This window comes from Azospirillum oryzae (assembly GCF_900177515.1).
Classification (GTDB): Bacteria; Pseudomonadota; Alphaproteobacteria; order Azospirillales; family Azospirillaceae; genus Azospirillum; species Azospirillum oryzae_A.
In genome coordinates this window covers 12,828-36,884 of sequence record NZ_FXAK01000005.1, presented here as the reverse complement: position 1 = coordinate 36,884, position 24,057 = coordinate 12,828, and the positions used below count along the sequence as shown (strand labels likewise).

General features: G+C 67.7%; 38 protein-coding genes and 1 pseudogene. 18 read left to right on the top strand and 21 right to left on the bottom strand.

The features are described from left to right. Positions 1-5: 5 nt before the first annotated feature. The 20 genes and pseudogenes from B9N97_RS08795 to B9N97_RS35925 all read right to left on the bottom strand — a co-directional run bounded on the left by B9N97_RS08795 (position 6) and on the right by B9N97_RS35925 (position 12,845). Entirely contained in the window at positions 6-2,063 is a 2,058-nt protein-coding gene (locus tag B9N97_RS08795; RefSeq protein WP_085085461.1) for a terminase gpA endonuclease subunit, read from the bottom strand. Next, a complete protein-coding gene (locus B9N97_RS08790) occupies positions 2,053-2,682 on the bottom strand; it encodes a hypothetical protein (RefSeq protein ID WP_143266562.1) in 630 nt (209 codons plus the stop codon). Before B9N97_RS08790 ends, B9N97_RS08795 begins: the two co-directional genes overlap by 11 nt. A gap of 148 nt (positions 2,683-2,830) precedes the next feature. After that, positions 2,831-3,256 (bottom strand): hypothetical protein, encoded by a 426-nt coding sequence (locus tag B9N97_RS35930; protein ID WP_208621185.1) that lies wholly within the window; start codon positions 3,254-3,256, stop codon positions 2,831-2,833. Continuing rightward, on the bottom strand, positions 3,256-3,966 hold the full coding sequence (locus tag B9N97_RS08780; RefSeq protein WP_208621184.1) for a hypothetical protein: 711 nt from the start codon (positions 3,964-3,966) through the stop codon (positions 3,256-3,258). The genes B9N97_RS35930 and B9N97_RS08780 overlap by 1 nt, the downstream gene beginning before the upstream one ends. Further along, complete coding sequence (locus B9N97_RS08775) at positions 3,966-4,157, bottom strand: hypothetical protein (RefSeq protein WP_085085457.1); 192 nt, start codon at positions 4,155-4,157, stop codon at positions 3,966-3,968. Before B9N97_RS08775 ends, B9N97_RS08780 begins: the two co-directional genes overlap by 1 nt. Continuing rightward, entirely contained in the window at positions 4,157-4,492 is a 336-nt protein-coding gene (locus B9N97_RS08770; RefSeq protein ID WP_143266560.1) for a phage holin family protein, read from the bottom strand. The genes B9N97_RS08775 and B9N97_RS08770 overlap by 1 nt, the downstream gene beginning before the upstream one ends. Positions 4,493-4,661: 169 nt before the next feature. Further along, the gene (gene nusG, locus B9N97_RS08765) at positions 4,662-5,255 is read right to left on the bottom strand and encodes a transcription termination/antitermination protein NusG (protein WP_085085453.1); all 594 of its coding nucleotides are present in this window, start codon (positions 5,253-5,255) and stop codon (positions 4,662-4,664) included. A 16-nt stretch (positions 5,256-5,271) separates the two neighbouring features. After that, positions 5,272-5,481: pseudogene (locus B9N97_RS36200) on the bottom strand (LexA family protein); the annotation flags it as partial. 152 nt (positions 5,482-5,633) lie between these two features. Next, positions 5,634-6,830 (bottom strand): hypothetical protein, encoded by a 1,197-nt coding sequence (locus tag B9N97_RS08755; protein ID WP_085085451.1) that lies wholly within the window; start codon positions 6,828-6,830, stop codon positions 5,634-5,636. A 5-nt stretch (positions 6,831-6,835) separates the two neighbouring features. Then, positions 6,836-7,051 carry a hypothetical protein gene (locus B9N97_RS08750; RefSeq protein WP_085085449.1) on the bottom strand — a complete coding sequence of 72 codons (216 nt, stop codon included), beginning with the start codon at positions 7,049-7,051 and terminating at the stop codon, positions 6,836-6,838. Further along, positions 7,048-7,623 carry an MT-A70 family methyltransferase gene (locus tag B9N97_RS08745; protein WP_085085447.1) on the bottom strand — a complete coding sequence of 192 codons (576 nt, stop codon included), beginning with the start codon at positions 7,621-7,623 and terminating at the stop codon, positions 7,048-7,050. Before B9N97_RS08745 ends, B9N97_RS08750 begins: the two co-directional genes overlap by 4 nt. Then, positions 7,620-9,092: a DEAD/DEAH box helicase gene (locus B9N97_RS08740; protein ID WP_085085445.1), complete on the bottom strand. Its 1,473-nt coding sequence runs from the start codon at positions 9,090-9,092 to the stop codon at positions 7,620-7,622. The genes B9N97_RS08745 and B9N97_RS08740 overlap by 4 nt, the downstream gene beginning before the upstream one ends. Continuing rightward, entirely contained in the window at positions 9,089-9,613 is a 525-nt protein-coding gene (locus B9N97_RS08735) for a hypothetical protein (protein ID WP_143266558.1), read from the bottom strand. Before B9N97_RS08735 ends, B9N97_RS08740 begins: the two co-directional genes overlap by 4 nt. A 10-nt stretch (positions 9,614-9,623) precedes the next feature. After that, positions 9,624-10,442, bottom strand: coding sequence for a hypothetical protein (locus B9N97_RS08730; RefSeq protein ID WP_085085441.1), 819 nt, complete (start codon positions 10,440-10,442; stop codon positions 9,624-9,626). Positions 10,443-10,451: 9 nt separating this feature from the next. Next, the gene (locus B9N97_RS08725) at positions 10,452-11,057 is read right to left on the bottom strand and encodes a GcrA family cell cycle regulator (RefSeq protein WP_085085439.1); all 606 of its coding nucleotides are present in this window, start codon (positions 11,055-11,057) and stop codon (positions 10,452-10,454) included. A 4-nt stretch (positions 11,058-11,061) separates the two neighbouring features. Beyond that, complete coding sequence (locus tag B9N97_RS08720) at positions 11,062-11,370, bottom strand: hypothetical protein (protein WP_143266556.1); 309 nt, start codon at positions 11,368-11,370, stop codon at positions 11,062-11,064. A gap of 69 nt (positions 11,371-11,439) precedes the next feature. Beyond that, positions 11,440-11,604 (bottom strand): hypothetical protein, encoded by a 165-nt coding sequence (locus B9N97_RS35565; protein ID WP_167393260.1) that lies wholly within the window; start codon positions 11,602-11,604, stop codon positions 11,440-11,442. A 111-nt stretch (positions 11,605-11,715) separates the two neighbouring features. Further along, complete coding sequence (locus B9N97_RS08715) at positions 11,716-12,312, bottom strand: helix-turn-helix transcriptional regulator (protein WP_085085435.1); 597 nt, start codon at positions 12,310-12,312, stop codon at positions 11,716-11,718. 72 nt (positions 12,313-12,384) lie between these two features. After that, positions 12,385-12,606: a hypothetical protein gene (locus B9N97_RS08710; protein ID WP_143266554.1), complete on the bottom strand. Its 222-nt coding sequence runs from the start codon at positions 12,604-12,606 to the stop codon at positions 12,385-12,387. Further along, a complete protein-coding gene (locus tag B9N97_RS35925) occupies positions 12,606-12,845 on the bottom strand; it encodes a helix-turn-helix domain-containing protein (protein ID WP_085085431.1) in 240 nt (79 codons plus the stop codon). The genes B9N97_RS08710 and B9N97_RS35925 overlap by 1 nt, the downstream gene beginning before the upstream one ends. A 93-nt stretch (positions 12,846-12,938) precedes the next feature. Between B9N97_RS35925 and B9N97_RS34875 the strand changes: the two genes are divergently transcribed. After that, positions 12,939-13,364 carry a hypothetical protein gene (locus B9N97_RS34875; protein ID WP_208621183.1) on the top strand — a complete coding sequence of 142 codons (426 nt, stop codon included), beginning with the start codon at positions 12,939-12,941 and terminating at the stop codon, positions 13,362-13,364. A 789-nt stretch (positions 13,365-14,153) separates the two neighbouring features. Here the strand turns inward: B9N97_RS34875 and B9N97_RS08700 are convergent. Continuing rightward, positions 14,154-14,828, bottom strand: coding sequence for a hypothetical protein (locus tag B9N97_RS08700; protein ID WP_167393259.1), 675 nt, complete (start codon positions 14,826-14,828; stop codon positions 14,154-14,156). 27 nt (positions 14,829-14,855) lie between these two features. On the opposite strand from B9N97_RS08700, the gene B9N97_RS36700 reads away from it, so the two are divergent. The 17 genes from B9N97_RS36700 (at position 14,856) to B9N97_RS08620 (ending at position 24,057) form a co-directional block, all read left to right on the top strand. Beyond that, the gene (locus tag B9N97_RS36700; RefSeq protein WP_280174752.1) at positions 14,856-14,981 is read left to right on the top strand and encodes a hypothetical protein; all 126 of its coding nucleotides are present in this window, start codon (positions 14,856-14,858) and stop codon (positions 14,979-14,981) included. A 704-nt stretch (positions 14,982-15,685) separates the two neighbouring features. Continuing rightward, positions 15,686-15,952 (top strand): hypothetical protein, encoded by a 267-nt coding sequence (locus B9N97_RS08695; protein WP_085085427.1) that lies wholly within the window; start codon positions 15,686-15,688, stop codon positions 15,950-15,952. Positions 15,953-16,052: 100 nt separating this feature from the next. After that, positions 16,053-16,247 (top strand): hypothetical protein, encoded by a 195-nt coding sequence (locus B9N97_RS08690; RefSeq protein WP_085085425.1) that lies wholly within the window; start codon positions 16,053-16,055, stop codon positions 16,245-16,247. A gap of 144 nt (positions 16,248-16,391) precedes the next feature. Continuing rightward, entirely contained in the window at positions 16,392-16,616 is a 225-nt protein-coding gene (locus tag B9N97_RS08685) for an Acb2/Tad1 domain-containing protein (RefSeq protein WP_085085423.1), read from the top strand. Positions 16,617-17,042: 426 nt separating this feature from the next. Continuing rightward, on the top strand, positions 17,043-17,252 hold the full coding sequence (locus tag B9N97_RS08680; protein ID WP_143266550.1) for a hypothetical protein: 210 nt from the start codon (positions 17,043-17,045) through the stop codon (positions 17,250-17,252). Beyond that, positions 17,249-17,482, top strand: coding sequence for a hypothetical protein (locus B9N97_RS08675; RefSeq protein ID WP_085085419.1), 234 nt, complete (start codon positions 17,249-17,251; stop codon positions 17,480-17,482). The genes B9N97_RS08680 and B9N97_RS08675 overlap by 4 nt, the downstream gene beginning before the upstream one ends. After that, a complete protein-coding gene (locus B9N97_RS08670) occupies positions 17,482-17,799 on the top strand; it encodes a hypothetical protein (RefSeq protein WP_085085417.1) in 318 nt (105 codons plus the stop codon). Before B9N97_RS08675 ends, B9N97_RS08670 begins: the two co-directional genes overlap by 1 nt. Before the next feature lie 5 nt (positions 17,800-17,804). Further along, positions 17,805-18,137 carry an HNH endonuclease family protein gene (locus B9N97_RS08665; protein ID WP_085085415.1) on the top strand — a complete coding sequence of 111 codons (333 nt, stop codon included), beginning with the start codon at positions 17,805-17,807 and terminating at the stop codon, positions 18,135-18,137. 2 nt (positions 18,138-18,139) lie between these two features. Further along, the gene (locus B9N97_RS08660) at positions 18,140-18,535 is read left to right on the top strand and encodes a hypothetical protein (RefSeq protein ID WP_085085413.1); all 396 of its coding nucleotides are present in this window, start codon (positions 18,140-18,142) and stop codon (positions 18,533-18,535) included. 1 nt (position 18,536) lies between these two features. Continuing rightward, on the top strand, positions 18,537-18,776 hold the full coding sequence (locus B9N97_RS08655; protein WP_085085411.1) for a hypothetical protein: 240 nt from the start codon (positions 18,537-18,539) through the stop codon (positions 18,774-18,776). Continuing rightward, positions 18,773-19,417, top strand: coding sequence for a 3'-5' exonuclease (locus B9N97_RS08650; RefSeq protein ID WP_085085409.1), 645 nt, complete (start codon positions 18,773-18,775; stop codon positions 19,415-19,417). Before B9N97_RS08655 ends, B9N97_RS08650 begins: the two co-directional genes overlap by 4 nt. Next, on the top strand, positions 19,417-20,271 hold the full coding sequence (locus tag B9N97_RS08645; protein WP_085085407.1) for a PD-(D/E)XK nuclease family protein: 855 nt from the start codon (positions 19,417-19,419) through the stop codon (positions 20,269-20,271). The genes B9N97_RS08650 and B9N97_RS08645 overlap by 1 nt, the downstream gene beginning before the upstream one ends. A gap of 31 nt (positions 20,272-20,302) precedes the next feature. Further along, positions 20,303-20,740 (top strand): AP2/ERF family transcription factor, encoded by a 438-nt coding sequence (locus B9N97_RS08640; RefSeq protein WP_167393258.1) that lies wholly within the window; start codon positions 20,303-20,305, stop codon positions 20,738-20,740. 8 nt (positions 20,741-20,748) lie between these two features. Continuing rightward, the gene (locus B9N97_RS08635) at positions 20,749-21,855 is read left to right on the top strand and encodes a recombinase RecT (protein WP_085085403.1); all 1,107 of its coding nucleotides are present in this window, start codon (positions 20,749-20,751) and stop codon (positions 21,853-21,855) included. A 26-nt stretch (positions 21,856-21,881) separates the two neighbouring features. Further along, a complete protein-coding gene (locus B9N97_RS08630; protein WP_085085401.1) occupies positions 21,882-23,603 on the top strand; it encodes a hypothetical protein in 1,722 nt (573 codons plus the stop codon). After that, positions 23,603-23,806 (top strand): hypothetical protein, encoded by a 204-nt coding sequence (locus tag B9N97_RS08625; RefSeq protein WP_085085388.1) that lies wholly within the window; start codon positions 23,603-23,605, stop codon positions 23,804-23,806. Before B9N97_RS08630 ends, B9N97_RS08625 begins: the two co-directional genes overlap by 1 nt. Further along, the gene (locus B9N97_RS08620) at positions 23,803-24,057 is read left to right on the top strand and encodes a hypothetical protein (protein ID WP_085085386.1); all 255 of its coding nucleotides are present in this window, start codon (positions 23,803-23,805) and stop codon (positions 24,055-24,057) included. The genes B9N97_RS08625 and B9N97_RS08620 overlap by 4 nt, the downstream gene beginning before the upstream one ends.

Here is a 24,057-nt window from a genome sequence, read left to right as displayed (position 1 = left end):
AACCTTCAGGCCAAGCGGTTGATCAGTCGGGTCTTGCCTGCCGCCGGCGCGGCCGGGGTTGCCGACGCCGGGGCATCCTGTTGCGGCATGAACACCAGCGAGTTGTCGTCCCAGGGAGCCGCCCAGTTCGGCGGGCGTTCCCAGTTGATGCGGTTGAGCCCGTGCAGATGCGCCAGCACATGGTTGCCGACCATGGTGTCCAGCGCCTCGTTGCGGGCCGACCGGCTCTGCTTCTCCCAGCGTCCGTTGGGCAGCCGGGTCTCGGCGACCAGCTGCTCGAACCAGGGATGGGGCGGCGCTTTCGCCCGCAGCGCCGAGGGGAAGTGGACCGCCCAGGGTCCGCCGTCCGCCTTCTGCAGCTGGCCGTTCAGATCGTCCTTGAAGCTGTTCGGGTTGAAGACCGCCACCGGTACCGTGCCGTTGGAGGCGAACTTCTTCCCCGACCCGGAGGTGTCCGGGTAGGTCACGCTGAGGCGCGGCGCCATCAGTCCGCTCGCCCCCTTGGTGGGGATGACGGTGTAGACGTCGCGCCCGGCGATGTTGCCCAGCAGCTTCGTGAGCTTGCGTTTGCGCCACCGGGTCCAGGCGTCATAGGCCTGCTGGCTCACGCCGGGCTGGCCGCCCGAGTCATAGCCGACGGCCCGGATCGACATCCGCCGGCCGGAGCCGTCGGCGAGCGGATAGCTTTTCAGCACCACCGCCTCAAGCATCTGATCCCAGTCGTCCGGGCTGGTGGCCGGGTCGCCGCCGACGCGGAACCGGTCGATTACCCAACTCTCGCCCTTCACGCCCCAGCCGCGGACCAGAACGTCGAAGTGCGCGATCTGGACGTCCCAGAACGCTGTGAGGAATCGCACCCCCTCGGGCACCATGCCCAGCTGGAGGTCCACTTCAGCCCGGTCTGCGATGTCACTGCCCAACAGCACGCCGATGGTGCGCGGCGGGGCGTAGGGCTGTCCGAACTGCTTCACCACGACCTGGCGCAGCGTCTCGTCCTCGCCGGAGACCTCGTATTCCCGCTCCGCCTTGGCCTTGGCGCGGGCAAGGGCACCGATGCCGCCCAGAACGAACGGGCTCATCAGCCCGGTGATCCAGAACCCGGCGGTGGTGCGCCGCACCAGCTCGCCCGTGATTACGCCATGCTCGGAGATCGACTGCCCCATCCCGACCCAGCGCCCGGTGAGGTTCATCTTGCGGCGCTCGCTGTCCTCGATGCGGCAGTTATTCACCGGGCAGACCAGCCGGGCTTCGGCCTGGACCTGATCGAGCGTCCCCTCGGCCGGGTAGTCCAGCACCATCACGCGGGCGGCGATGGGGCACGGCGACGACCAGGCGCCACAGTCCGGGCATTGCCAGTACCAGACCCGCCGGTCGCTGTCGGCGTACATCGCCATGATCCCGGCGGTCCAGTCCCGGTCCGGGTTCATCCCCTTCGCCTTGTCGGGGTGGCTGACCGCCAGCAGCTTGGACTGCCGGCCGAAGGTCTGGCGGCGGACGTCGAACAGCGCCTTCACGTCGCCGAGGTTGGCGGCATAGGCGTCGATCTCGTCGCCGACGATGCGCGGCGCCGACTTGTTGATCAGCGTCCGCTTGGTCGCCGGCAGGAACTCCGCCCGCATGGTGCGGAAGTTCTTGAAGTGGAGGCTGTCGTCGATCGCGCGCTTCCCCAGTCGCTGGCGCATCGCATCGTGCGTCGCGATCATCGGGTTGATGCGCTGCTTGACGTAGGCCTCGACCGCGTCGTCGGTCTGCATGAACCACAGCAGGTCCGCCGGATCGGTCGCCACCGAATGCAGCAGCCAGTTCTCGGCGATGGTGGTCTTGGCCGACTGGCCCGGCCCGACCACCGCGATGGTCTGGTAGTCCAGCGAGGTCAGGCACTCCATAGGCTCGACGACGTAGGGCACCTGATCGTTGCGCCACTTGCCGACATAGCCGCCGCCCTCGTTGGAGAGGATGCGCTTTTGTTCGGCATACTCCGCCACCGTCTGCCGCTCTGGCGGGAGCAGCGCCTCCAGCGCCTCCACGGCGAGGGTGCGGGCGGACGCGTAATCACTCCCCATCGGACAGCACCCGTCGCAGGTCCAGCACCATCTGCTTCCGCAGGTCGTCAACGATCTCGCGCAGGACCGGCAGCGTGTCGTCCGACAGCCCGAGCCGCTTGATCATCAGCACAGGGATGCCGTCGATCCCCTTGGACAGCCGAGCAAGCATGGTGGCGAGCACCGTGCGCAACTCCTCCACCTCGACCAGCTGCCCACGCTTCTGCGCCAGCTCGTCCTCGAGCATGGCGGCCTGGGCGTTGTCCTTGCGCTGCTTGGCCGTCTCCTCGCCCAGGTGCTTGACCGGGCCGGCCGGCTTCTCCGGCCCCGGCGGCAGAACCGTCGGAGTGGGCTCGGCGGCGACCGGCTTGCGGGCCGACCGCTTGGGTGCCGGCGCCGGGGCGGAGACCTTCGGTACCGGCTTGCCGTCGAGGTAGGCCCGGACGGCGGCGAGGTCGAACTGCCATCCGCCGGCACGGGTGCCGCGGGCCACGACCGGGAAGCTCGCGTCAGAGTCCAGCCGCCGATCCAGCTTCGGCCGCGTCCACCCCAGCGCCACGGCAAGCTCGGCTTTGCCGATGCAGCGGGGCTGTGTAACGCGCTTCGCCTTGGTTGTTACACCGTCGGAAGCTGAAAGCACTGAAATCACTCGCTTTCTTCGCTCAACGTCGGAGCGTGTAACGCGATATTTTTTCTGAGCGAGCCCGAAAGCCCGGGGTGCGCAATGCCCGCGTTTGCCGCCCCCCCAGGAAGGACCCATTGAGGGGGGGGTACCCCCCTCCGCCCCCTCACCCCAGGGAGACCGGAGGCGGCGGCGGTGGGCCTCTGTGGCTGGCCGGAGCATCCACCCCCTGCTCCACCGTGACGGGCATCACAAGCGATCCTGCAGGCACCTCGGGGCTGGCAGTCACCTGACCTTCGGCGACTGGATCGCGACGCTGATTACGCCGGACGATGTCGCGGCCAGCGAAGGTATCCCGAGCCCTTCGTGCCCGCTCCAATATGTCGGGCATGTGCGTCCGAGCCCCTTCGAACAGCGAGCGCAAGCCAGCTTCGTGGGGGCGGAGGTACGCCTCCCCCATTTGCTTGTAGAAGACCTTCAGGAACGCGTCCGTGCCATAGCCGGCCAGGGCTTCCAATGCCGCTGCCTCGCTCTCGTTGAGCGTGAACGGCACCTCAACGTGCAAAGTCGCTCGGGCTTCAATCTTCGCCATCACCGCCTCGTTGCTGTGGCCAGGGCCTCGCCCATGGCCTTGGTGAACTCCGCCTGCAGGGAGGCCTGCACCACGTCCTTGGCCCGCTCCCGGTAGCCCAGGCGCTGCTGGACGGGCAGCGCGTCGCCGAACCGAACCAGCAGCTTCAGCCCGGTCTTCACGCCGTCGACGGAGCCGAGCTTGCCCTTGGTGCCGTACTCGGTGCGGTACCCCCGCTTGTAGTCCGCCCTGCGCTGACCGGCCGGCGGGCGCTGCCAGATGCCGCTGATGGTCTGCCCGCTCTTGAAGGCCACGGTGCCGACGAAGACGTCCGGCTTGCCCATCAGGCGGCGGAGCTTGCCCTTGGGCAGGTTGCCGTACTGGTTCAGCGGGATGGCCTTGGGGTTGAGCAGCGTGCCGCCCCGCTTGGAGGCCGGCAGGTGATGCTTGCCCCCAAGCTCGAAGGGCTCCAGGTACTTCGCGGCGATGTCCTTCACGAACACCGTGGCCGTCAGGTCCGATTTCTTCGCCGCCTTCACGCCCACCGAGCGCTGGGTGAACAGCGTTGGCCGGTCGAAGACGTCGGCGATGGCGTCGGTCTGGGCTGCCTGGACCTTCTTCGCCACGGCGGTCAGGGCGCGGGCCGTGGCGAAGGGGATTTGCTTCTTCGCCAGATCGTCCAGGCCCGCCATCAGCGGCTTCAGGTTGGCCTGGACGTTGATGGCGAACATCAGGCCGGTTCCGTGACCGGGGCGGTCCAGCCGTCCATCGCTCCGGCGGGCATGCGGCCGGTGATGCGCTCCAGGCCCGGCCCGATCAGCTCGGTGGCGCGACGGTAGGCCTCACGCTGGGCGACGCAGTCGATCAGGTCGGCGGCGTCGGCGATGGACTGGGAGAGGGGCTTGCTCTGCCGGGTCTGCATCACGGGGCCGCCTTGTCTGGGTCGATCTTCACACCGGCCCTCTGGGCGACCGCACGCACCAGCAGCGCCAGGGCCTGCGGTCCGAGCCAGCCCAGTACCGCTGCGACAGCCCATGTCACGGACGGGGCAAGCTCGAGGTAGCTGCCGACGCCACCGCCCACGATGCCCATGCCGGCGACGGTCGGGATTTCCAGCAGCAGGAAGGGCGACAGGAAGCGCCGCTCCCCGCGTTGGACCAGTTGCGAATGGCGCATGAGTACCCCCACGAGGGCGGATAAGGCGGGGCCGATCAGGCCCGACGCGGCAACGGTGAGATCGGGCGAGGGTTCAGCCACGGCTTGGCTCCAGGCATAGAAAAACCCGCCGAGGCGGATGCCAGGGCGGGCGATTGAGGGCGGTGCTTCTATAGCTGCCGCAGTGCCGGGTGAAGCGAGGACGCCTCAGGCACCATGTGCGGGCATGGTATGTCCGCTAATCCTTTCGAAATGGTTAAATTTACCCCCATCACGCCACACTCCGGCGGTCTGAGGCGATCGGCCGAAGGTTCCTCACCGGCATCTCGACGCGGCTGGTGCGGCCGAACAGCTCGACCATGACCAGCGCCATCTGGCCCCGCCTGTCCGCCTGCAAGAACACGGCGGCGAAGTCGCGGAACGGCCCGTCGATCACCCGCAGGGCCTGCTCCGGCTCCCAAGTCACCACGGGGCGTGGCTCGCTTTCGCCCTCGGGCTCCGGCTCCGGCTCCCGCTGCCGCAGGTCGACCATGCCGCCGTCGGCATCGCAGCGCGCCTTGACCCGACGCAGGATCAGGGGCGAGACGCGCAGCGGCATCAGGTCGGCGCCCCTGACCAGGAAGCTCACGCCGATGGTGTTCAGGATCGGGCCGAACGGCTGCTCGGTGTCGTAGCCAACGAACTGGTACCGGTCGAACAGCGGGCGCACGACCGTCTCCGTCTTGCGGGCGTGGGTGCGTTCCCGCAGGCACAGCGGCAGGAAGGACCGATAGCCCTGATCCTCGAAGCGCTTGTGCACCTCCTCGTTCTTGCCGGGCTTGACCACCACGGCCATCCACTCGCAGTCCGAGAACTGGTCAGCCATTCGCGTCTCCGTGGCTCGGGATGGCGACGACCCGCAGAGCGCGGGCTTGGTGCGGCAGGCGCTCCAGGGCACCGCGAGCGACAAGCCCCTCGATCAGCCGGTGCACGCCGGACTTGCTGGCGAGGCCGATGGCGTGGGCCATCTCGTCGAAGCTGGGCGACACGCCGCGGCGTTCGCGCTGGTACCGGGCGATGAAATCCAGCAAGGCGCGCTGCTTGGGCGTCAGGCCGGCACGGCTCGGGCGCTTCGGTTCCTTGGCAGCCAGGGCAGCCTTCAGCCGCTCGACCTCCGCCTCCAGCACGATGTTCCGGGCCTGCAGGCGGCGGATCGTCCGGGCCATGGCGGCGGTGTCTTCGGGCATGGTCAGGGTTGCGGTGGTCATGCTGCGTTCCTCCCCTGCCCTGCTGCGATGGAGATTTCGATGTCATCGACGCCCAGCGCGGCCTTGAGCGATCCGGCGAACTGTCCCGCCACCCGCTCCCGGATCAGGCTGTTCGGGGCGGAGACCTTGGCCACGCCATCGGCGACGGCGATCTGGCACGGAGCGATCCAGTTCGCGAAGGTTACGCGGTCGAACTGCCCGGCGTAGGGCTCCGGCACCTCCGGCAGCGGCTTGGGCTTGCTGCCCGGCCGAGCGTTGGCGATGGCGGCACGGACGTCCCGGTCCAGCACGGCGCGCAGGCTGCGGGGTGGGCCGGCGTCCTTGCCGGCGAGCTGGCGGAACTGGCGCTGAACCTCCTCGACCACGGCGGCGGCGGTGTCGGCGGGCGACAGGCCCCGCTCGGTACCGGCGGCGATCCAGTCGGCGAACAGTTCGCCGTCGGCGGGGCTGAGCGGGCGGTCCGGCAGGTCGAACCAGCGCTCGAAGCCGTCGGCGACGCCCTGGCGGACGGCGGAAATCCCATCGTCCAGACCATCGGCCGGCCGGCCGGCTTCGTGCGCGCCCGCGGGAGGCCTGCCGCCAGCCGAGGATTCTCCGATTCTGGATCTTCCTTCCTCTTCCCTCCTACCTCCTTCCTCCTTCCTCTGCGGCGCGATTTCCCCACCGGTTCCGAACTGGTGCGGCACCGATGGAGAACCGCTGTCGCCTTGAACCGCCTTCTGTTCGGAACTCCGCGCCTTTGACGGGGTGCGAGGTTCGGAACTCGCCGCCTTTGGTGTGGCCTCCGGTTCGGAACCGTCTTCTTCTTGGTCGGCGTCCGGTTCGGAACCCTTCCCCTTCGGCCAGAGGTCCATGCGCACCCATTTCCGCAACTCGGCCGGCAGCGGGTGGACCTTGCTCGGCTTCTTCACCCGCTGGTACTGGACGAAGTTGCGGATGGCACCGTAGACCTTGCCGGCCACCTCGAACTTGACGACAAGGCGGTGAGCTTCCAGCTCGGCCAGCAGCGCGCCGACGTCGACGTTGTCCGCCGGCATCAGCCGCATCTTCAGGGTAGTCGGCTTCCACTCGAAGACGCCCTGGTCATCGGCCTCGTTGCGCAGGGCGAGGGCCAGCAGGCGGGCGAGCGGCTGGCACTCGACGAACTCTTCGTCGGTCCATTGGCCTGGGTGTGTGGAACGGATGCGGGCCATGGTTGCTACTCCGCCGCTTGGGCCGGCGCGGCTGCCGGGCTGGTAAGGAGGTCAGGTTTGGTGGTGCGGGCCTGGGCGCGGCGGGCCATGCCGTCCAACTCCTGGGCCAAGTCTTCCAGACCGATGGCGATGGCGCTGCCGCCCTTGGTGGTGGAGCGGATCAGGCGGGCACGGGATCGGGCCACGCGGGCAGCCTCCTCGAGGCCGGGGGCGATGGTCATGCTGCGGCCTCGAATTTCGTGGTCTCGTTGCCCCAGCAATCCCAGCCCGGCCGCTGCGACCGTGCGAACAGCTCGACATAGGGGCCGTCGAACATGGCCTCGATGTCGGCATGCATCTGGACGGGCTTGCGGCTGTGCTCGCGGCGCGGGGCGACGATCAGGTTTCGGATGGAGCGGGAGCGGAGGGCCGGCCGGCCGATGGTGCCGAGCAGCCAAAATTCAGCGGCGGAGCGGTAGATGTAGCCGGGCCCGAAGCCCCAGCTGGCGCCGGTCGGCGACTGCTTTGCCCAGGCGCCGGCGGATTTGAAGGTGAAGCCCCAGGCGACCAGCGTGTCGATCGCCTGCGGCAGCATCGGTGCCGTCGCCCACATGATGCAGACGCAGTCCGGTGCGGCCAGTTGCGACACCGGCAGGGCCTGGATGTTGGCGAGCGGCATGCAGCGGTAATGAGCCTGCGGGGACTTGGCCTCGCCCTTCGGGCTGCGCAGGGCGAACAGCCAAGCAGGGTCTGCCAGGATCACGCCATAGCGCAACGGGATCAGGGCGCCGAAGGGCCAGGGGGCGGCGGTCATGCGTACCTCCGCATCATGTAGCCGCGGGCGGTGATGGCGGCGCGCTCCTGCAGAACCCGCTGAACCCAGCTGCGCTTGTAGCCCTTGATCGCAGCGACCCGGTGCAGGTCCTCCTCCGTCTCGGCGAGCGGCAGGATGTCCTTGTACTTCATCGTGGCGATCCGCTCGGCGGACAGGCCGGCGATCCCGGGCATGGTGGCGAGCGCCACCTCCGGCACCGCGGCCACCGGCGGCTTGGGGTAGGCCCTGGTGCAGTGCGGGCAATGGGTCGGGCCCTTGGCGCAGACGAAGTGGCAGTAGCGGCAGCGGCGCGTCGCCGTCACCGCGCGCTCCAGCCCCTTCAAGCCACCGTCCAGCGACCACAGCCGCCGCTCGTCCGGCATGCCGTGCTTGGCGACGTTGCCGACCTGGTCGATGATGATGGCCTCGGTCTTGCCCGGATAGGTGCGCAGCACGCGACCGACCTGCTGGAGGTAGAGCCCGGTCGATTCCGTCGGACGCAGCAGGATGGCCGCGCCGACAATCGGCAGGTCGGTGCCTTCGCTGATGATGTCGCAGCTGGTCAGCACCGACAGCCGGCCGGTGGCGAGCGACCGGATCGCCCGGTCCCGCTCGGCCGTGGTCATCTCGCCGTCGATGGAAGCTGCGGCCCAGCCGCCGGCCTGGAACTGCTGGGCGACATGGCGGGCATGCTCCACCCCGGCGCAGAACACCACCGCCGGTACACCGCCGCAGATGCGGGCATAGTGACGGACCGCCGGAAGGGTCAGCTCGTCGGTGTCGACCGCCTTAGCGAGGTCGGCCGCCACATAGTCCCCTCCCCGCTTCTTCACCTTCGACAGGTCCAGGTTCGCCGGCGGGGCGAAGATGGCGGGCTTGGCGAGATAGCCGTCGCGGATCAGCTCAGCGACGCTAGGCCCCTCGATCGCCTGCCGGAAATGCTCCCCCAGCCCCTTGCCGTCATAGCGGAAGGGAGTGGCGGTGACGCCCAGGCGCAGGGCGTTGATCATCGCCTCCAGCACGCGCTGCCACTTCGACGCGACGACGTGATGCGCCTCGTCGATGATGGCGAGGCGCACCTTGGTGAGGCGGTTGCGCAAGCTGTCCAGCCGGGCCAGCAGCGTGTCGACGCTCGCGACCTGTACCGGATCCTTGGTCATTGGCTCGCCCGGAGCGATCAGCCCATGGGAAATGCCCATCGCCAGCAGGCGCTCGCTGGCTTGGCGCAGCAGCTCCCGGCGGTGGACAATGATCCAGACCTCCCAGCCCTGCCCGACCACCACCTCGGTCACCGCGGTGAAGATCGTCGTCTTGCCGCCGGCCGTCGGCAGCGCATAGAGCGGATCCACACGGCGCTGCAGGCAGGCCAGGATTTCGGCGACGCCGCGCTCCTGGTAGGGACGCAGCGTCGGCCGCTTTGGCCCCGCGTCGGTGAAAAGAGAATGCTGCCCGGAAACAATGGCGCTCATCGGCCTGCCCTTTCCTTGGCGGCGAGGTGGCCGGCGTAATCCAGGAGGGCCAGAGCGTCGGCTTCGTCGTCGGTGGCGAACTTCCACCCGCGCGCCATGCACTCGGCCTGCACTCCGTCCTTGCCGGGGCCACCGTGGCCGCAGAATGATTTCTTGACAGTGGAAGGCTGGGCGGTGCGTACCCAGCGGATGCTGAAGCGGTGCGCTAGCATCAGCATGATCGTCGCCAAGCCGTTCAGCTTCAGCACCGTGTCAGGATTGGTGTCGGCGGGCAGGATCGGCTTTTCGTAGATCAGGCCCGACGGCTGGTGTTCGGTCAGGAAGGCGCGGCCCCAGGCCTCGGCCGCGTCAGCGAACTCACCGACCGTGCAGCCGGGCCGACCGAACCGGATCCAGCCGGACAGCGGCTTGGCCGGTTTCTGGATTCGTGCCTCCATTGGGAGAAGCGGCTGCCGTGGCAGCCGCCCCAATGCCCACCCGGTGTGGGTGGCGAGGTCGAGGGCGAGGACGCCGCCGGCCATCCGCCCGCCCTCAGTGCACGGCCGCGGCGCTTGCCGCGTCGGTGCCACGGGAACGGCGCCGGCCACGCGTCTTCGGCTCCTCCTCGGCCGGCGGATCGTCACTGACCGCCTCCAGCAGATCGTCGTCGCCGTCGCCATCCTTGGCGCCCTGGACGCGGCCACGCTCCCAGATCGCATGGGAGGGCGAAGTCACCGGATGCGGGTTCATCTCCGCCCCGTGCCCCTGCCGACCGGCGGTGCGGCCGTTGGCGAAGGTGTAGCCGGCGTTGTCCAGTTCGGGGTTGACCTCTTCGGCGCCGTCATCGCCCCAGTCGGCTTCCGGGGCACCACTGGCCTCGGCCTGCTGGCCGGGCAGATCGGGCGGCGAGGCGACATCGTAGAGCGGCTTCGGACCGGCATCCTCGCCGGCATCCTCCACCATCTGGCGGACGACATCGCCCAGGGCCTGCGGCTCGTCGCCGGTGCTGGAGGTGCGCTCGATGGCCTCCTCCAGCGGCGTGGCGTCCTGTTCGAAGATGTCCGGCTGACCGCCCCAGCGCTCCGCCATCCAGCGACGCATCTGGTCGAAGCTGCGCAGCTCGTCCGCCCGCTTCACCGCGTCCATCTTGTCGAGGCGCGCGATCTGCTTGGCGGCGCGAGGGTGGATGCCCAGCGCGTCGGCCTTCTTCCAGGCGGACGCATGCTCGGTGTTGGCGTCGGCGAGGTCCTGGCGCTTGGTCGAGACCTCGTCCAGGAAGTCGAAGAACTGGTGAGACTGCAGGCCCTTGGCGCGCTCGCGGAGTTGTTCCGCCTTGCTCGCCTTGCCGGATGAACGACGACCTCTTGCCATAATGGCTCCTTACGGGGTGGGGGAAATGAAGGGGAAAGCGGCAGCCACGCCGCGCGGCAGCACCCGGTAGGCACGGGCCGCATGGTCGGGGCAGTACGAGACACCCGGCGCCGACGGCGCGAGGCACTTGCAGGAATCGTCCGGCGTCGGGTTGCCTTCGATCCACTGGCAGGTCTTGGCCGGCGCGGCGGCGAAGCCGGAGCGGATCATCTTCCGGCGCAAGGTGCGGCGGTCGACCGGCTCCGGTTGGACGCCAGCGAAGAGAGCGGCCGGCTGGCGATGGATCACGCGCTTGACGGCTTCGAAGAAAAGGATGGGGCGGTCCGATTGGCCTGAATGGTTCGCCGACGGTTGCGTGCCATCGACCTCCCGCAACGGCGGCGCTTCATCGGACCCTTGCGGACGATGCCCCGTTTCTTCCGGCTCAGCGGTTGCGGTTCCGGCACTGCGCGGCTGGTCCTCGTCAGCCGCAGGCGCCCCGGACGGCGCCGTCTCGAGGATGGCGCGCACCTCCAGCGCCTTGAGCCCATACCACTGGGCGATGGTGCCGGGCTTCACGCCCTTGGCGGCGTGCCAGCGGATCGTCTCGATTTCGGAGGAGGTCAGCGCGCCCATGGCTTCAGGCCTCCTTCGCGCCGCGGCGCCAGCGGAAGCGGCGGCGGCGTTCGGAATAGGCGACGGCCAGCCAGTGCAGGAGGCGGTCGCGCTCGCGCTCCAGCATCAGGGCGAAGCCGTCGAAGGTCGGGCCCTTGGCGAGCCAGCGGCGGGCCTGCCGATCGGTGACGGCATAGTCGTCGGCGATGCAGGCGGACGTTTTCCGTCCGTGCTTGGCCTTGAAGTAGTCGCGCAGCTCGCGGGCCAGCTTCTGCGCGGCGTCGCGGCGGGCAACGGCAATTTTCCGTCCGGCGATTGTCAGGCGGCGCCACACCTTTTTGGCTCCACCGACGCGCGTATCATCGCCATTTTGTTCGCTATGATTGTTCAGAGCCAACATCGTTCAGGCCCTCCCGGCGACGGAGGCGACGACCGCCAGCAGCAGAGCGCCGCCGGCGAAGGTGGCGAGGTGCCGACGCTCCCCGCGGCGAGCCCAGCCGAGCAGCGGCGCGAGCCAGCACAGGGCAGCCTCGATCCCGACGGCGACACCGCATACGGCGTCGTCCACATGCTGCTCCGGCTGGCCGGCCTGAACGCGCCGGTCCGCGAGGAACTGGTGACCATGGCCGCCCGCGTGGGCGAGCTGTTCGCTGTGGAGCTTTGAGAGATGCAGCATGGCTTAGGCCTCCAGCAGCAGCTGAGAAGCCAGGACGCAGGCCTGCGACCGGTTGCTGACGCCGATCTTCCGGAAGACCGCGCGCAAGTGGATCTTCACGGTATCGATGGAGAGGTTCAGATCGGCTGCGATCTGCTTGTTGGTGCCGCCGCCTGCCATGGCGCGGAACACCGACATCTCCCGCGACGTCAGCTTGTTCAGGGCTGCCGGACGCTGTGCGGCCCGGATCGACATCGCGGCATGCTCGACCGTCTGCTGCGCGCGAGGGCCAACCGGGCGTTCCGTGACCTCGACCGCATCGACCAGGGCGGCCAGCGTCGCCGCGTCGACGAGGTTCACGGCACCGAGCGGCAGGCGGAAGGTGGCAGTGACAACCGCGGTGGCGCCGCGACCCTCCATCGCCAGCTTGATGCCGCACTGGCCTTCGGCGCGGGTCAGGGCGTCGATCAGGGCGAAACGCTCGATCTCGCCGATGATCAGCGCGGAAGTGGTACGGGTGTCGCCGTTCTGCCGAATGGTAGAGGCGGCAAGCTGGCCGTTCGCGCCATGGACGCTCGCAACGTCAGCGATGTAATTCTGTGTGCAGGAATCGTGGCTCAACACTTACGGTTCTCCTTAGTTCGAAAGCCGGCGCGGGGTGGTGCTTGCGGCCGGCTTTCGTGCGTGTGGGGGTCAGCTTCTGGCGGGGACCGGGAGGGGGACGTGGACCGTGTAGTGGTCCTGGGTCTCCGCCAGGGCGGCGAAGGCATTGGCGCCGCGGCGCGTGGCCGGGGCGGACACAGAGGCCGGCTGGATCAGCGCCTTGTTGCAGGCGCAGGGAAGCGGTGCGCGCGGGCCGGCCACGGCGCGGGTTTCATCGGTCAGGTGGCAGAGGGCGCACTGGTGCATGGGCATCAGGCGGCCTCGCTTGCGCATGGAGAGGAGGGCATCGAAGCGTCAAGCGGCGCCTCAAAGTCCTTAGGCACAACCGCCTCAAATTTCCTGACGCTATCGAGCGTGAGGTTCATATCCCCGACCAGCAGCCGGTTAGCGGTACGCCAGTTGACATCAGCCGCGTCTGCTACCTGCCGGGCATTCATGCCGCGGGAGCGGAAGTAGGAGCGCAGGCGGTGCATCAGATCGTCGGAAGTCATGCAGCATGTTTGCATTTCGGTGCAAACTTAGCAAGCGAGGAGTTTGCATCGGAATGCAGTCCGTCCTTGCGCCGGAATGCGTACAATGGCCTCATGACCGAGGAGCAACGCGAGCGCGACAGGCTGAAAAAAGCTCTGGTCGCTTTCTTCACTGCAGCCAAAAGCAGCGGTGCGATCCGTAGCGTCAACGCATGGGCCACAGCGTCCAATCTCGCGCCCAATACCATCAACCCATTGATCAATGGCACGGGGAACAAGAGGCTTGATGACGAAACTTACTTCAAGCTCGCAGTAGGGGCCTCAAAACTGCTGGGGCGTGAGGTCTCAGTGGCCGAGCTTAAAGACGAAACAGAATCCGCTTCGAACGATCTCACGCCACGGCAGCAAAGGTTGCTTGCTTTGCTTGCTAGGTATCCAGAGGATCGCCAGGACGAGGAACTAGACGCTCTTGAAGCAGCTCTTGAAGCGCGCCTTGAGGCAATGATCCGGAAGACGAAACCCCCTTCTCCAAACGGCTGAACCAAGCCTCAGCCTCCGAGACGCTCAGCTGCTCCAAAATTCGCAGTGCTCGCCGTTGCCTGTCAGACAGCTCGTCGCCCATCCCAAGGCCCACCATAATCTGCCCTCGCCTTTCGACCACTTTCCGCGCCCCGAAATGAGAACATGTTAGGAACATATCCTCAATAGCCTCGGGCGCGAAATTCTCAAAAGAGTTCTCGCAGCGCTTGCTATTGCGTTGCCGCTTGTCTCCAAACTGCCCGATTTAAAAGGGTGTCAACAGGTCGGGAAGGTTGCCCGCCAGAGCATGTTCCTTATCGCCCTGGGTTTTGTTGCGCTCTGCGCAATTGGGGCATACCCCAGCATGCTTGTTGGAGATCATTGGCTCGTCTCGTGCAATAACGTCCGGTGCCGTGCGCGGCATCGGGCGGACGTGTGCGCTGTGAACCCGTAAACGTTCGGGGCGCGGTTGCTACGACGAGACTAGCCCTCTCGTGCTCTGGGGATTGCCGTCCCCATCTCCGCCCACCCCCTTCGGGGTACGGCGAACGGCACCACATTAGCGCACGAACGACCGCAATGGTAGCGGCACGTCCGTTGCTTGATTGTAACGGTTGCATACCCGGTTATGACGTTTCCGGTGCAAAATGCAAAGCCTGCCTCAGTTTGAGGCGGTTTCGGTGCAGTTTGCAAAAAGCGCGACTTGCAACATGCGACACCCCGCCGCAGGTGACGTCGCGTCACTTTGGCATGGGCAAAGGAAAGCCCGCCGGCCGGATGGCGGGCGGGCTGTAGACTGCGACCATACCCTTAGGGTGATTTCCTGGGCTCAAACTTGTAGGGAGGGAGCGTGCATATATGGGAAAAAATTTGCTGGATTAAGCTGACGTGATAGCAGGTCTCAGGACCATAACCGCGTGCCTCGGCTTCGGTGTTGTGGCAGATCACATTCAGCGTGTCGATGATCGCAGGCTCTTCAGCCTCGATCTTTAGCCGCCGTGCAAGCCACTTCCGCGCATCTTCCTCAGTAGGGCTAGGGCAACTCGCAATATCGGCTGCCAAATCACAGAACTGCTTATAAAGCGCGTCGGCTTTCCTGGCGCGCTCCGAAGGTCCGAAGGCAATGTCGAATGCGCCGGCGATGGCTACTGCCAACGTGATCCACTTGGCGGCAGTCGACTGATCCCCGGCCAAACTAGCAAGTGCAGCGCTGCCGCCTATCGCGGCGACGACCATCGACATCCGGTGCAGCATATCGAACCACGCACGCCGCTTTGCGTGATAACGCATGCTGACGTGCGTGGTGAAATCGATCTCCAGAACCTTGCTACTCACCTGCCCGGAGGCGGCTTCGTCGGCGGCGGAACGCGCGGCGACACCATCCCCCCGTTGTCCCTCCTGATCATAGGTGGGGGTTCGCGCCGCGGTGGTGGTGGCGGTGGCGGCGGTGGTGGCGGGGGAGGAGGCTTCGGGTTCGCCATTCATGTCCTCAAAAGTAAACGTTTAGAACTGATGGAGCAAGGGCACGGCGGCCGCAAACACCATCTCGGTGGCGCCGTCCCCAAGGATCAGCTGCTCGACCAGCAGTTCCAGGGCGGCCACGAGGGTGGGGGGCTGTCGGTCATTGAGTCGACCTGATATCGACCATCATAGTTTGGCCGCACGCATGTGATACCCAGGCAGTCCTTCCAGACCCACCCCTGATCTCAACGCAGACAGTCGCATAAAGCCCATCCAGATAGGCCAGTTCCAGTTTGGTTCCTTTCGGAGTCCAAATGCAGCCGCCTCGCGCCTTTACGTCCGCCTCTTCCTGCGGACTGAGCGGCGGGCCGTACCAAGATCGTTTCCCGGCCTCGACCCAGCCCCACCCGTTGCAGACGACGGTGTCGCGGGCGGCCTCGTATCTCGGTAGCTTCGCGACCGGCCACGAAGGCGTCTCTGCGTGAGCGGCGCCGCCAGCCAGGCTCAGCACCGCCATTGCGTAGAGATACGGGTTCATTTGGTGCCCGACATGCCTTCCCATGCACGCGCCTAGACGTAGGGGATGATCGCGATCCCGACAGCGACAGCCGCCGCAGCAGCCTCTTGAGGCGCTCCATTCGCCTTCGACACGCCAATGAACAGCGTGAACCCCGCGATAACCGTCGCTATAGCGGAAACCAACCAGAAGACCTTTGTCATCGCACGCCCCAATCCGAGCGCGAACGCCAACCGTTCAGCGCAACCCGATTATGGCACTACCTCTTTTTTGAGGTATTTGCATTCCGGTGCAAAAAGTTCGTTGACCTGAATTTGCATTTCGGTGCAAGGTTCTTTGCACACCACCCCGCCGGAGCCCGCCGATGCCCTCCAACCCCTTCAACTGCCCTCCCCCGGTCTACCGGTCCATGGACCGCGCCACGCCCGTCGACATGCCGGCGCTGTGGGCCGTCCGCGTTCTCGGTCCTGGCCGGGTCCAGTATGTCGGCCGTCCGCGCCGCTCCACCGATCAGGGCGTCCAGTCCTTCGACGCCAGCCCGACCAGCTGGAGCCTTGACGGCAAGCCGCACGCCACGGTCGGCGAGCTGATCGGCGCGGCCGAGGCTGTGGCCTATCCGGTGGCTGCCTGAGTTTCGCGCCCTGCGCGTCCCCCTGCCCATCCGGGCGTTCCTCCCACCTCGCCGCCGGGCGCTCCCCCAGGGGCCCGGCGGCACCTTTCCGGATCCTCTCATGTCCGCCCCCTCCCGCCTGATCGTCACCGAGACCCTGACCGCCGACGGCTTGGCCGGCGTCGACCAGCACCTCGGCTTTGCCCAGCGCACCGCAGAGCAGGCGGCGACCGAGGGCGACGAGCGCGAGGCCAGCTTCTGGCGGCAGATCGCCGACCGCTGGCACGGCAAGCGCCTGGACCTGACGGCAGGGTGACGCTCCGCCAACCCAGAACACTGGCCGGCATGGGTGATCCCAGCCGGCTTGAGGCCGTGAGAGGTCCGGCAGCGCATCCCCCATCCCCGCGCGACTGCCCCCAGTCGAGCCGGGCCTCTCGCCCCGAAACCCTGGAGACGATCCGTGGACAACCAGCACAAGCACATCAAGGGATACCGGGACCTGTCGGCGGAAGAGATCGCGCTGATGAACGAGGCGAAGGCCAAGGCAGAAGAGGTCGGCGTCCTGGTGGACAAGATCGCCGCGACGCCCGGCATCGACGGTCGCTGGGTCGCCACCGGCAAGACCGACCTGCAGAAGGGCTTCATGAGCCTGATCCGCGGCATCGCCCAACCCACGACCTTCTGAGGCAGCGGGAAGGCGTCCCGTCCCAGCGTGAGCCTGACGAGGAGCGGCGATATCCGTAGTGCCGTCACGGGGCAAGCAACAGCGCAACACCTTGGACGCCGGGTCGCTCGACCCCGTCACCAGCAGAGCCGCCGGCCGGGAGCGTCATCCCGGCACCCCAACCACCAACCGATGAAAGGACGTCTCACAGGTCAGGAGTTTGGATGCCGGCGACCTTGGCCGGAGACCGGCATCCCCCCACCAGCCCCTTACCCAGCGATGGGTGGGGCTTGGGGCCGTAGAGAGGCGCCGCGGCGTGTCAGCGAGCCGGGACCCCGCCCAGGGCGGAACCAGTGGCGAGCATGTGGCCGGCACCGGCGCGGAGGATGGAAGCCGGCGCCTCTCCCCCCATTCGGCGCACAGACGCCACCGATGATGGAGACCTCCATGCCCCGCCCCTCGCTCTCCACCAATCGCCGCCTCGTGGACCTGTGGAACCTCTGCGTCGATACCGGCGCCGACGTGACCTTCCGCCCCGGCATCGGTCGCCCGCTCGTCACCCGCACCGCCAGCCGGGCGCACATGGTCGGCTCCGAGGCCTTCGTGTTCGTCATGGGCGCCGGCCGCGTGCCGCTCGACCGCGTGGTGCCGGCATGACGGTCATCAAGCCCCCGATCAGGTCGAGCCTCGAAACGAACGACCGACACATCATCCAGCGCGGGTTCTGGTGCGCAATCCCCATGCCGAAGGGGACGGCGGACTGCCTGATGGAGGCGGCCGACGCGGTGGTTGACATCTACCTGAACGACGTTGCGGCGCTTAGGGAGCGTCACCAGACGCTGGCTGGCGGCGCCGAATGGGACAACCGCCGCCGACGGGTGCGCTGATGCCCCGCCACGTCACCACCGCCCAGCTGGACGACCTGCACGCCCGCGGCCTGACCGACCGGCAGTTCCGGCGCTCGGTCTACGCCCTGGAGCACGGCGCCGATGCGCTGCAGCTGCTGGACCTCCGGACCCGGCGTGACGTGACGGCCAAGCTCTACGAGCAGGCGCTCGACGCCGCCCTGCTGCGGCTGCGCGACGGGAGCCTCCAGCCCTACCAGCTCCGGACGCTCGTCCAGGCCTTCGCCTCCTGGCAGGCCGCCGTGTCGGAGCTTCTCGATTTCGAAACCCGCCGGCACGTGCCGGCCGCTGCGGAGTGATCGTTATGCCGATCAGCCCTGAAAAGCGCGCTCTCTATCCGAAGGACTGGAAGGCCATCAGCCTCCGCATCCGCAAGGACCGGGCGCAGGACCGGTGCGAGTTCTGCCAGATCGCCGTCAACGGTCAGCCGCATCCGGTCACCCGAAGCAAGGTGGTCCTGACGGTCGCCCACCTCGACCACGACCCGACCAACAACCCCGACGATGGCAGCAACCACGCCGCCATGTGCCAGCGGTGTCACCTGACCTACGACGCGCCGCTGCACCGGGAGAACGCCGCCCGCACCCGTCGGGCCAAGGCACCACAACTCGACCTCGTCGACATGCTGGGAGCATGACCATGGCAAACGCCCTCAACGCCACCGTCATCGGCCGGGACGACTGGTCGACCGCCACCTTCGGGATCCGCACCAGCCAGGGCCTGCAGAACGTCACCGGCTCCGTCCGGCTGTGGTTCGGCGTCCATCGCGACAAGGCCACCCGCCGCTGGGTGCTGACCCACCTCCCCACCGGCGCGATGATCGGCGACGCCGACACCGAGGGGCAGCCCATCCGCGCTGTCGCCACGATCCGCAGCCTGATCGACTGGAGCTTCACCGACCGCGACGGACTGGCCCGCCAGGACCAGACGATGGTGCATGCCGCCTTGCGGTCCCACGGCATCAGCGCGCCCGACGACCCGAAGCGCCTCTGGCGCGGTGGCGACCAGGGGCTGCAAGCCGAGCGGGCCGCCTGACATGGCCGGCCCTTACACCATCACCCCGTCGGACCAGACCGCCCTCGGCACCCTGATCCACCTGCATGGCCGCGTGCTGCTGATCACCGGCATCTCCTCCGATTCCGCCGCCCAACACAACCGCCTCGCCGAGCTGATGGTCGGCGTGCTGGCCCGCCTCACCCTGGCCGAACAGGCCGAACTCGAAGCGATCGTCGGCGCGCATGAGACGCGCTGGACCCAGGAGACGCCCGCACAATGAAGACGCTGCTCTTCTACGACACCGAGACCACTGGTCTGCCCGATTTCAAGGCTCCTTCAGATGCCGCGCACCAGCCGCACATCACCCAGATCGCGGCCCTCCTGACCGATGAAGCCGGCAACAAGCTCGCCAGCCTCGACCTGCTGGTCCGCCCCGATGGCTGGACCATCCCGCCGGAGCTGCAGGAGCTGACCGGCATCACCATGGAACGGGCCGAGGCCGGCGGAGTGCCGGAGCTGGTGGCGCTGTCCGCATTCGAAGCCCTCTGGCGCCGTGCCTCCGTGCGCATCGCCCACAACGAGAGCTTCGACGCTCGCATCCTGCGGATCGGATTCAAGCGCTTCGCCGGCATCTGCGATCCGGAAGAATGGAAGGCAGGCCCGGCGAAATGCACCCAGGTGCTGTCCACGCCGATCCTGAAGCTGCCGCCGACCGAGAAGATGAAGGCGGCCGGTCGGAATCACCACAAGAGCGCCAACCTCCGCGAGGCCTACGAGTTCTTCACCGGCAAGCCGCTGTCGGGCGCCCACAACGCGATGATCGACGTCATGGGCGTGAAGGCGGTGTGGTTCGCCATCCAGGAGCGCAGTGCACCGTCGGTCCCGGCCAGGGCCACCGCTGACCTGTCGGAGGCGATCTGATGAACGCCCCCTCCCGCGCGCCCACCGTCGTCCGCTCCTCCTCGCTGTCCGGCTATCCCGATTGCCCGCGCCGCGCCGCCGCCAAGCTGTTCCTCCGCGAGATTGAAGCCGCCGGCTTCGAATTGCGCGACCTGCCCTCCAACGTCGGCGCCGCCGTCGGCACCGGGGTGCATGCCGCCGCCGCGCTGATCCTGAAGGAGAAGGCCGCCACCGGCAGCCTGCCGCCGGTCGACGTCGCGACCGATGCCGCCATCGAGGAGCTGCGCCGCGCCGCCGAGCCGGGCATCACCTATGACCGCGAGACGCCGGCACTGAACGAGGCCGAGCAGCAGGCCCGGCGCATGGTGCTGGTCTACCGGCACCAGATCGCCCCCGACGTTCAGCCCCTGATCGTGGAGGAGCGGCTGGAGGCGCAGGTCACGCCCGACATCATCCTGTCCGGCCAGTCCGACGTCATCGCCCGAGAGCCCGGCCGCATCCGCGACCTGAAGGGCGGCAAGACGATGGGCTGCCACAAGCCGCAGATCGGCTCCTACAGCCTGCTCGCACGCTCCAACGGGATCGATGTGACGGAAGCCTGTGTCGACTGGATTCAGCGCGTGCCGCTGAAGAAGGCGCAGCCTGACGCGGAGGTCCACCCCTACGACGTCGCCGCCGCCGAGACGGCCGCGGTCAACGTGCTGCGCCACATCGAGGGCGACCTGACCACCTTCCGCCACGGCGATCCGGAGCGGCACCTGTTGCCGGGCGACCCGTGGGCGTTCGTCGCCAACCCCTCTTCCAAACTCTGCAGTCAGAAATGGTGTGGGGCGTGGGGCACTGCGTTTTGCCGGGAGCATTCCGCCGATGAGTAGGGAAGTGCCCTTGGCTGGAGGCGGTGCCGCGTTGGTCGACGATCAGGACTTCCACTGGATCAGCCAGAGGAGCTGGTACCGGAACGCCGACGGGTACGCGATGTGCGATTTGTGGGGGCGTCGCGGCGGCATGAAAGTGCTGATGCACCGCCTGATCCTATTGGCCCCTGATACAGCGACCGTCGATCACGCTAACGGCATCATCCTCGACAATCAGCGCAAGAATCTGCGCCTTGCGTCCATGTCGGAGCAAAACGCGAACAAGCCGAAATTCCACGGCGGTAGCAGGTTCAAGGGCGTCCACAGACGCTGGGACGGCAAGAAATGGGTCGCCCAGATCAAAGCCAACGGTGAGCACCTCCATCTCGGCAGCTTTGAAACTGAAGAGGCAGCGGCCCGCGCCTACAACGCCGCCGCTCTCAAGCATCACGGCGCCTTCGCGCGCCTGAACGACATTCCCAAGGAGTGAACCATACCATGGCCGGAACCCCCGCCACCGCGCAACGCCGCCCGCCGCTGGTCCACCCGACCGGTCAGGAGCCGTCCCGCATTCAGGACCTGCTCCAGTCTCCGAAGACGGTTCAGCGTTTCCAGCAGCTCGTGCCGCGCCACCTGAACCCGGAACGCATGCTCCGCGTCATGGCGCAGGCGGTCTACAAAACCCCGAAGCTGGCCGAATGCGAACCCATGACGCTGCTCGGCTCGATGATGGCTTGCGCATCCTTCGGGCTGGAGCCGAACACGCCGCTGGGCCACGCCTACCTAATCCCGTTCGAGAAGAGGAGGAAGCAGGGCAATCAGTGGGTGACCGAGCGGGTCGACGTCAACCTGATCATCGGCTACCGCGGTTTTATCGACCTGGCGCGCCGCTCCGGCAATCTCGTCTCAATCCACGCCGATGTTGTCTACGGCGCGTATGGGGACATGCCGGCTGACGAGTTCAGCTTCGAGTACGGCAGCAACATGCACCTGCGGCATGTCCCAATCGGCGACAATCAGGGCCGTCCGCCGCTCTGGGCTTATGCACACGCCAGCCTGAAGGATGGGCAAGCTTTCGAGGCCCTGCCCTACGCCCGTGTCCTGCGTATCCGCGACAACTCCCAGGGCTATCAGGCCGCGCTCTCGGCCAAGCAAGAAGCGGAGCGGAATCCGAGCCAGAGCGGGTGGAAAATGCGCTCGTTCGACTCGTCGCCCTGGGTAGCCCACGAACACGAGATGGCGGCAAAGACCATGATCCGCCGGCTGTCGAAGGCCCTGCCGATGTCGATCGAATTCGCCAATGCCGTCCAGCTCGACGCCATGAGCGACACGGGTGGGGTGAACTACGCGGCGTTCACCGACGAAGGAGGGCGGCCCATCGACGTGCGCATCGACGATGTCTCGGCGGCAATCGACCACCGGCCCGAAGAGGCGATGGAGCCCGTGAGCGAAGGGCGCGAAGAGGCGCTGGTCGAGGCCGGACACGATCCGGAAACTGGTGAGGTTCATGAGCCGCCCCGCCAGGAGAAGCCGGCCGCCGCGAAAGCCAGCCGCAAGCAGGCACCGCCGCCGGCTGAAGACGACGAACTGTTCACCGCCACCTGACCGCCAGCCCATCGGAGGATTTCCCCATGCAGATCAGGATCCGTGATTTCCAGGTGGTCGAGCGCGCCGATCTCCTCGCCGGAGGGCTGGTGCTGGTCACCGGCAAGAACGCACAGGGCAAGTCGAGCGTGCTGAAGGCGACCGCCGCCGCCATGACCGGCCAGCTGCAGTTCGGCCTGCCGAAGAAGGACGCCAAGGCGCTGGTGCGGGCCGGCGCCAGCACTGCCACCGCCGCGGTGCAGGGCACCGACTGGACCGCCGGCGCCGCTTGGCCAAAGTGCGAGGGCAACACCACCGGCCAGCCGCCGAAGGTGACGCCCATCGCCGCCGGCTTGGCCAGCCTGCTCGACCTGTCCGCCAAGGACCGCGCGAAGCTGCTGGCCGAGCTGCTGAAGACGGCGCCCGACCGCGCCGACTTCGTCGCCGCCTGCACCGACGCCTCGATCAGCGAGGCCATCGCCGCCCAGGTCTGGACCGACATCGAAGGCAAGGGCTGGGACGCCAAGGCCACCGAGGTTGCGGACAAGGGCACCAAGCTGAAGGGGCAGTGGGAGCAGGCGACTGGCCAGCGGTTCGGCACCGAGAAGGTGCGGACGTGGCGGCCGGAGGGCTGGACCGACGACCTCGCCGATGCCTCGCTGGACGACCTGCAGGCCGAGGTCGGCGAGGCGCAACAGAAGCTGGAGCGCGCCGTCGCCGCGGCGGCCGTCGGACAGGCGGAACTGGACCGGCTGACCGCCGCGTGCGCCGACATCGACGAACTAAAGGAACAGTCGATCGAGGCGCAAATGGTCGCGACCAAGGCGAACTCGGCCTACGGCACCGCCCAGCGGGAGCGGGACGCCCTGCCGCCGGCGGCCCAGGCGAAGGGCCTCACCTGCCCCTGCTGCAACGCCGCCCTCCAGTTGTCCCACAACATGGGCGCCGACCAGAAGCTCGTGCAGGCCGAGCAGATCGGCGACGACGAACTGAAGAAGCGGCGCGATGCCATCGCGACGGCCGACGGCAAGCTGTCCCGGCTGAAGGGTGAGCGGGACACCGCCGAGCGGAAAGCGACCGAGGCGCAGCGCGCCTATCAGGCGGCGCAGCAGGCGGAGCGGCAGTTGGCCGAGCTGCGGAAGAAGGCGTCCGGCGGCCAGCCGGGCGACGACGTCGAGACCCTCCGCGCTCGCGTCTCCACTGCCGAGGCGCGCCACCGCGCGCTGAAGGCGAAGGAGGATGCCGAGCGGGTCGCCAGCCTGCTGGCGGTGAACCTCGCTATGCAGGCGATCATGGCGCCGGGCGGCCTGCGGCAGGCCAAGCTGGTGAAGGTGCTGGACACCTTCAACGGCGGTCCGCTGCGCAGCTTGTGCGAGGCGGCCGGCTGGGGCGATGTCCGGATCGAGCCGGACATGGGCGTCACCTATGGCGGCCGTCCCTACGAGCAGTTGGCCGGGCTGGGGCCGCAGCTGTCCTCCGATCAGTTTCGGGTCTACGCCACCCTGCAGGTCGCTCTCGCCCAGGTGCAGGGCTGCGCGCTGGTGATCCTCGATGGCGCCGACGTGCTCGACCAGAAGGGCCGCGGCGGGCTGCTGAAGATGCTCCGCGGCACCGGCATGGACGCGCTGATCGGCATGACCTTCAGCGCTCCCGACGTGGTTCCGGACCTGGAGGCGCGCGGCATGGGCCGGGCTTACTGGATCGACGGCGGCATCGCCCGGCCGCTGACCGAGGTGATGGCCGAGAAGAACCGGAAGGAGGCCGCGTGATGGCCCGCCGCAGCCGCAGCTACCAGCGCCGCCAGGAGCGGCGCGCCACCATCGGCCGAAAGGAGGCGGGCCTCAGCGCCCGCGAGGCCCTGGAGGCTGCCGACGCTCTCGATCTGCCGGACGGCGCGACCTTTGCGCTCGCCGCCGAGATGGCCGGCCTGGATCAAGACGAGTTCTTCGACCAGCTGGCCGCCAGCCGATGAACAGCCTGGTCGAAGGGTGGCGGATGGTGACCGAGGGGCGCGAGGCCGTGCTCCTCGATCCGCGCGGCGTCGAGGTGCTGCGGCACTGGTACGCCCCCTTCGTCCGTCGCTGCGCCCGGCGGCTCGGCAGCCGCAAGGGCCTCAACACCGAACTGGTGCGCGGCATCTGCAGATCCGAGGCGTATTTCCGCTTCGAGTTCAGCGCCGCTTACCGCGACGACTTCGATCAAGCGGCAAAGGCCGCGGAGTGA

What these genes read in the sequence shown, in the direction of transcription:
- B9N97_RS08795 (WP_085085461.1), bottom strand. Translation starts at nt 2,063, where the DNA reads ATGGGGAGTGATTACGCGTCCGCCCGCACCCTCGCCGTGGAGGCGCTG.
- B9N97_RS35930 (WP_208621185.1), bottom strand. Translation starts at nt 3,256, where the DNA reads ATGGCGAAGATTGAAGCCCGAGCGACTTTGCACGTTGAGGTGCCGTTC.
- B9N97_RS08780 (WP_208621184.1), bottom strand. Translation starts at nt 3,966, where the DNA reads ATGTTCGCCATCAACGTCCAGGCCAACCTGAAGCCGCTGATGGCGGGC.
- B9N97_RS08775 (WP_085085457.1), bottom strand. Translation starts at nt 4,157, where the DNA reads ATGCAGACCCGGCAGAGCAAGCCCCTCTCCCAGTCCATCGCCGACGCC.
- nusG (WP_085085453.1), bottom strand. Translation starts at nt 5,255, where the DNA reads ATGGCTGACCAGTTCTCGGACTGCGAGTGGATGGCCGTGGTGGTCAAG.
- B9N97_RS08755 (WP_085085451.1), bottom strand. Translation starts at nt 6,830, where the DNA reads ATGGCCCGCATCCGTTCCACACACCCAGGCCAATGGACCGACGAAGAG.
- B9N97_RS08750 (WP_085085449.1), bottom strand. Translation starts at nt 7,051, where the DNA reads ATGACCATCGCCCCCGGCCTCGAGGAGGCTGCCCGCGTGGCCCGATCC.
- B9N97_RS08745 (WP_085085447.1), bottom strand. Translation starts at nt 7,623, where the DNA reads ATGACCGCCGCCCCCTGGCCCTTCGGCGCCCTGATCCCGTTGCGCTAT.
- B9N97_RS08740 (WP_085085445.1), bottom strand. Translation starts at nt 9,092, where the DNA reads ATGAGCGCCATTGTTTCCGGGCAGCATTCTCTTTTCACCGACGCGGGG.
- B9N97_RS08735 (WP_143266558.1), bottom strand. Translation starts at nt 9,613, where the DNA reads ATGGCCGGCGGCGTCCTCGCCCTCGACCTCGCCACCCACACCGGGTGG.
- B9N97_RS08730 (WP_085085441.1), bottom strand. Translation starts at nt 10,442, where the DNA reads ATGGCAAGAGGTCGTCGTTCATCCGGCAAGGCGAGCAAGGCGGAACAA.
- B9N97_RS08725 (WP_085085439.1), bottom strand. Translation starts at nt 11,057, where the DNA reads ATGGGCGCGCTGACCTCCTCCGAAATCGAGACGATCCGCTGGCACGCC.
- B9N97_RS08710 (WP_143266554.1), bottom strand. Translation starts at nt 12,606, where the DNA reads ATGCCCATGCACCAGTGCGCCCTCTGCCACCTGACCGATGAAACCCGC.
- B9N97_RS35925 (WP_085085431.1), bottom strand. Translation starts at nt 12,845, where the DNA reads ATGACTTCCGACGATCTGATGCACCGCCTGCGCTCCTACTTCCGCTCC.
- B9N97_RS34875 (WP_208621183.1), top strand. Translation starts at nt 12,939, where the DNA reads ATGACCGAGGAGCAACGCGAGCGCGACAGGCTGAAAAAAGCTCTGGTC.
- B9N97_RS08700 (WP_167393259.1), bottom strand. Translation starts at nt 14,828, where the DNA reads ATGAATGGCGAACCCGAAGCCTCCTCCCCCGCCACCACCGCCGCCACC.
- B9N97_RS36700 (WP_280174752.1), top strand. Translation starts at nt 14,856, where the DNA reads ATGGAGCAAGGGCACGGCGGCCGCAAACACCATCTCGGTGGCGCCGTC.
- B9N97_RS08695 (WP_085085427.1), top strand. Translation starts at nt 15,686, where the DNA reads ATGCCCTCCAACCCCTTCAACTGCCCTCCCCCGGTCTACCGGTCCATG.
- B9N97_RS08690 (WP_085085425.1), top strand. Translation starts at nt 16,053, where the DNA reads ATGTCCGCCCCCTCCCGCCTGATCGTCACCGAGACCCTGACCGCCGAC.
- B9N97_RS08680 (WP_143266550.1), top strand. Translation starts at nt 17,043, where the DNA reads ATGCCCCGCCCCTCGCTCTCCACCAATCGCCGCCTCGTGGACCTGTGG.
- B9N97_RS08675 (WP_085085419.1), top strand. Translation starts at nt 17,249, where the DNA reads ATGACGGTCATCAAGCCCCCGATCAGGTCGAGCCTCGAAACGAACGAC.
- B9N97_RS08670 (WP_085085417.1), top strand. Translation starts at nt 17,482, where the DNA reads ATGCCCCGCCACGTCACCACCGCCCAGCTGGACGACCTGCACGCCCGC.
- B9N97_RS08665 (WP_085085415.1), top strand. Translation starts at nt 17,805, where the DNA reads ATGCCGATCAGCCCTGAAAAGCGCGCTCTCTATCCGAAGGACTGGAAG.
- B9N97_RS08660 (WP_085085413.1), top strand. Translation starts at nt 18,140, where the DNA reads ATGGCAAACGCCCTCAACGCCACCGTCATCGGCCGGGACGACTGGTCG.
- B9N97_RS08655 (WP_085085411.1), top strand. Translation starts at nt 18,537, where the DNA reads ATGGCCGGCCCTTACACCATCACCCCGTCGGACCAGACCGCCCTCGGC.
- B9N97_RS08650 (WP_085085409.1), top strand. Translation starts at nt 18,773, where the DNA reads ATGAAGACGCTGCTCTTCTACGACACCGAGACCACTGGTCTGCCCGAT.
- B9N97_RS08645 (WP_085085407.1), top strand. Translation starts at nt 19,417, where the DNA reads ATGAACGCCCCCTCCCGCGCGCCCACCGTCGTCCGCTCCTCCTCGCTG.
- B9N97_RS08635 (WP_085085403.1), top strand. Translation starts at nt 20,749, where the DNA reads ATGGCCGGAACCCCCGCCACCGCGCAACGCCGCCCGCCGCTGGTCCAC.
- B9N97_RS08630 (WP_085085401.1), top strand. Translation starts at nt 21,882, where the DNA reads ATGCAGATCAGGATCCGTGATTTCCAGGTGGTCGAGCGCGCCGATCTC.
- B9N97_RS08625 (WP_085085388.1), top strand. Translation starts at nt 23,603, where the DNA reads ATGGCCCGCCGCAGCCGCAGCTACCAGCGCCGCCAGGAGCGGCGCGCC.
- B9N97_RS08620 (WP_085085386.1), top strand. Translation starts at nt 23,803, where the DNA reads ATGAACAGCCTGGTCGAAGGGTGGCGGATGGTGACCGAGGGGCGCGAG.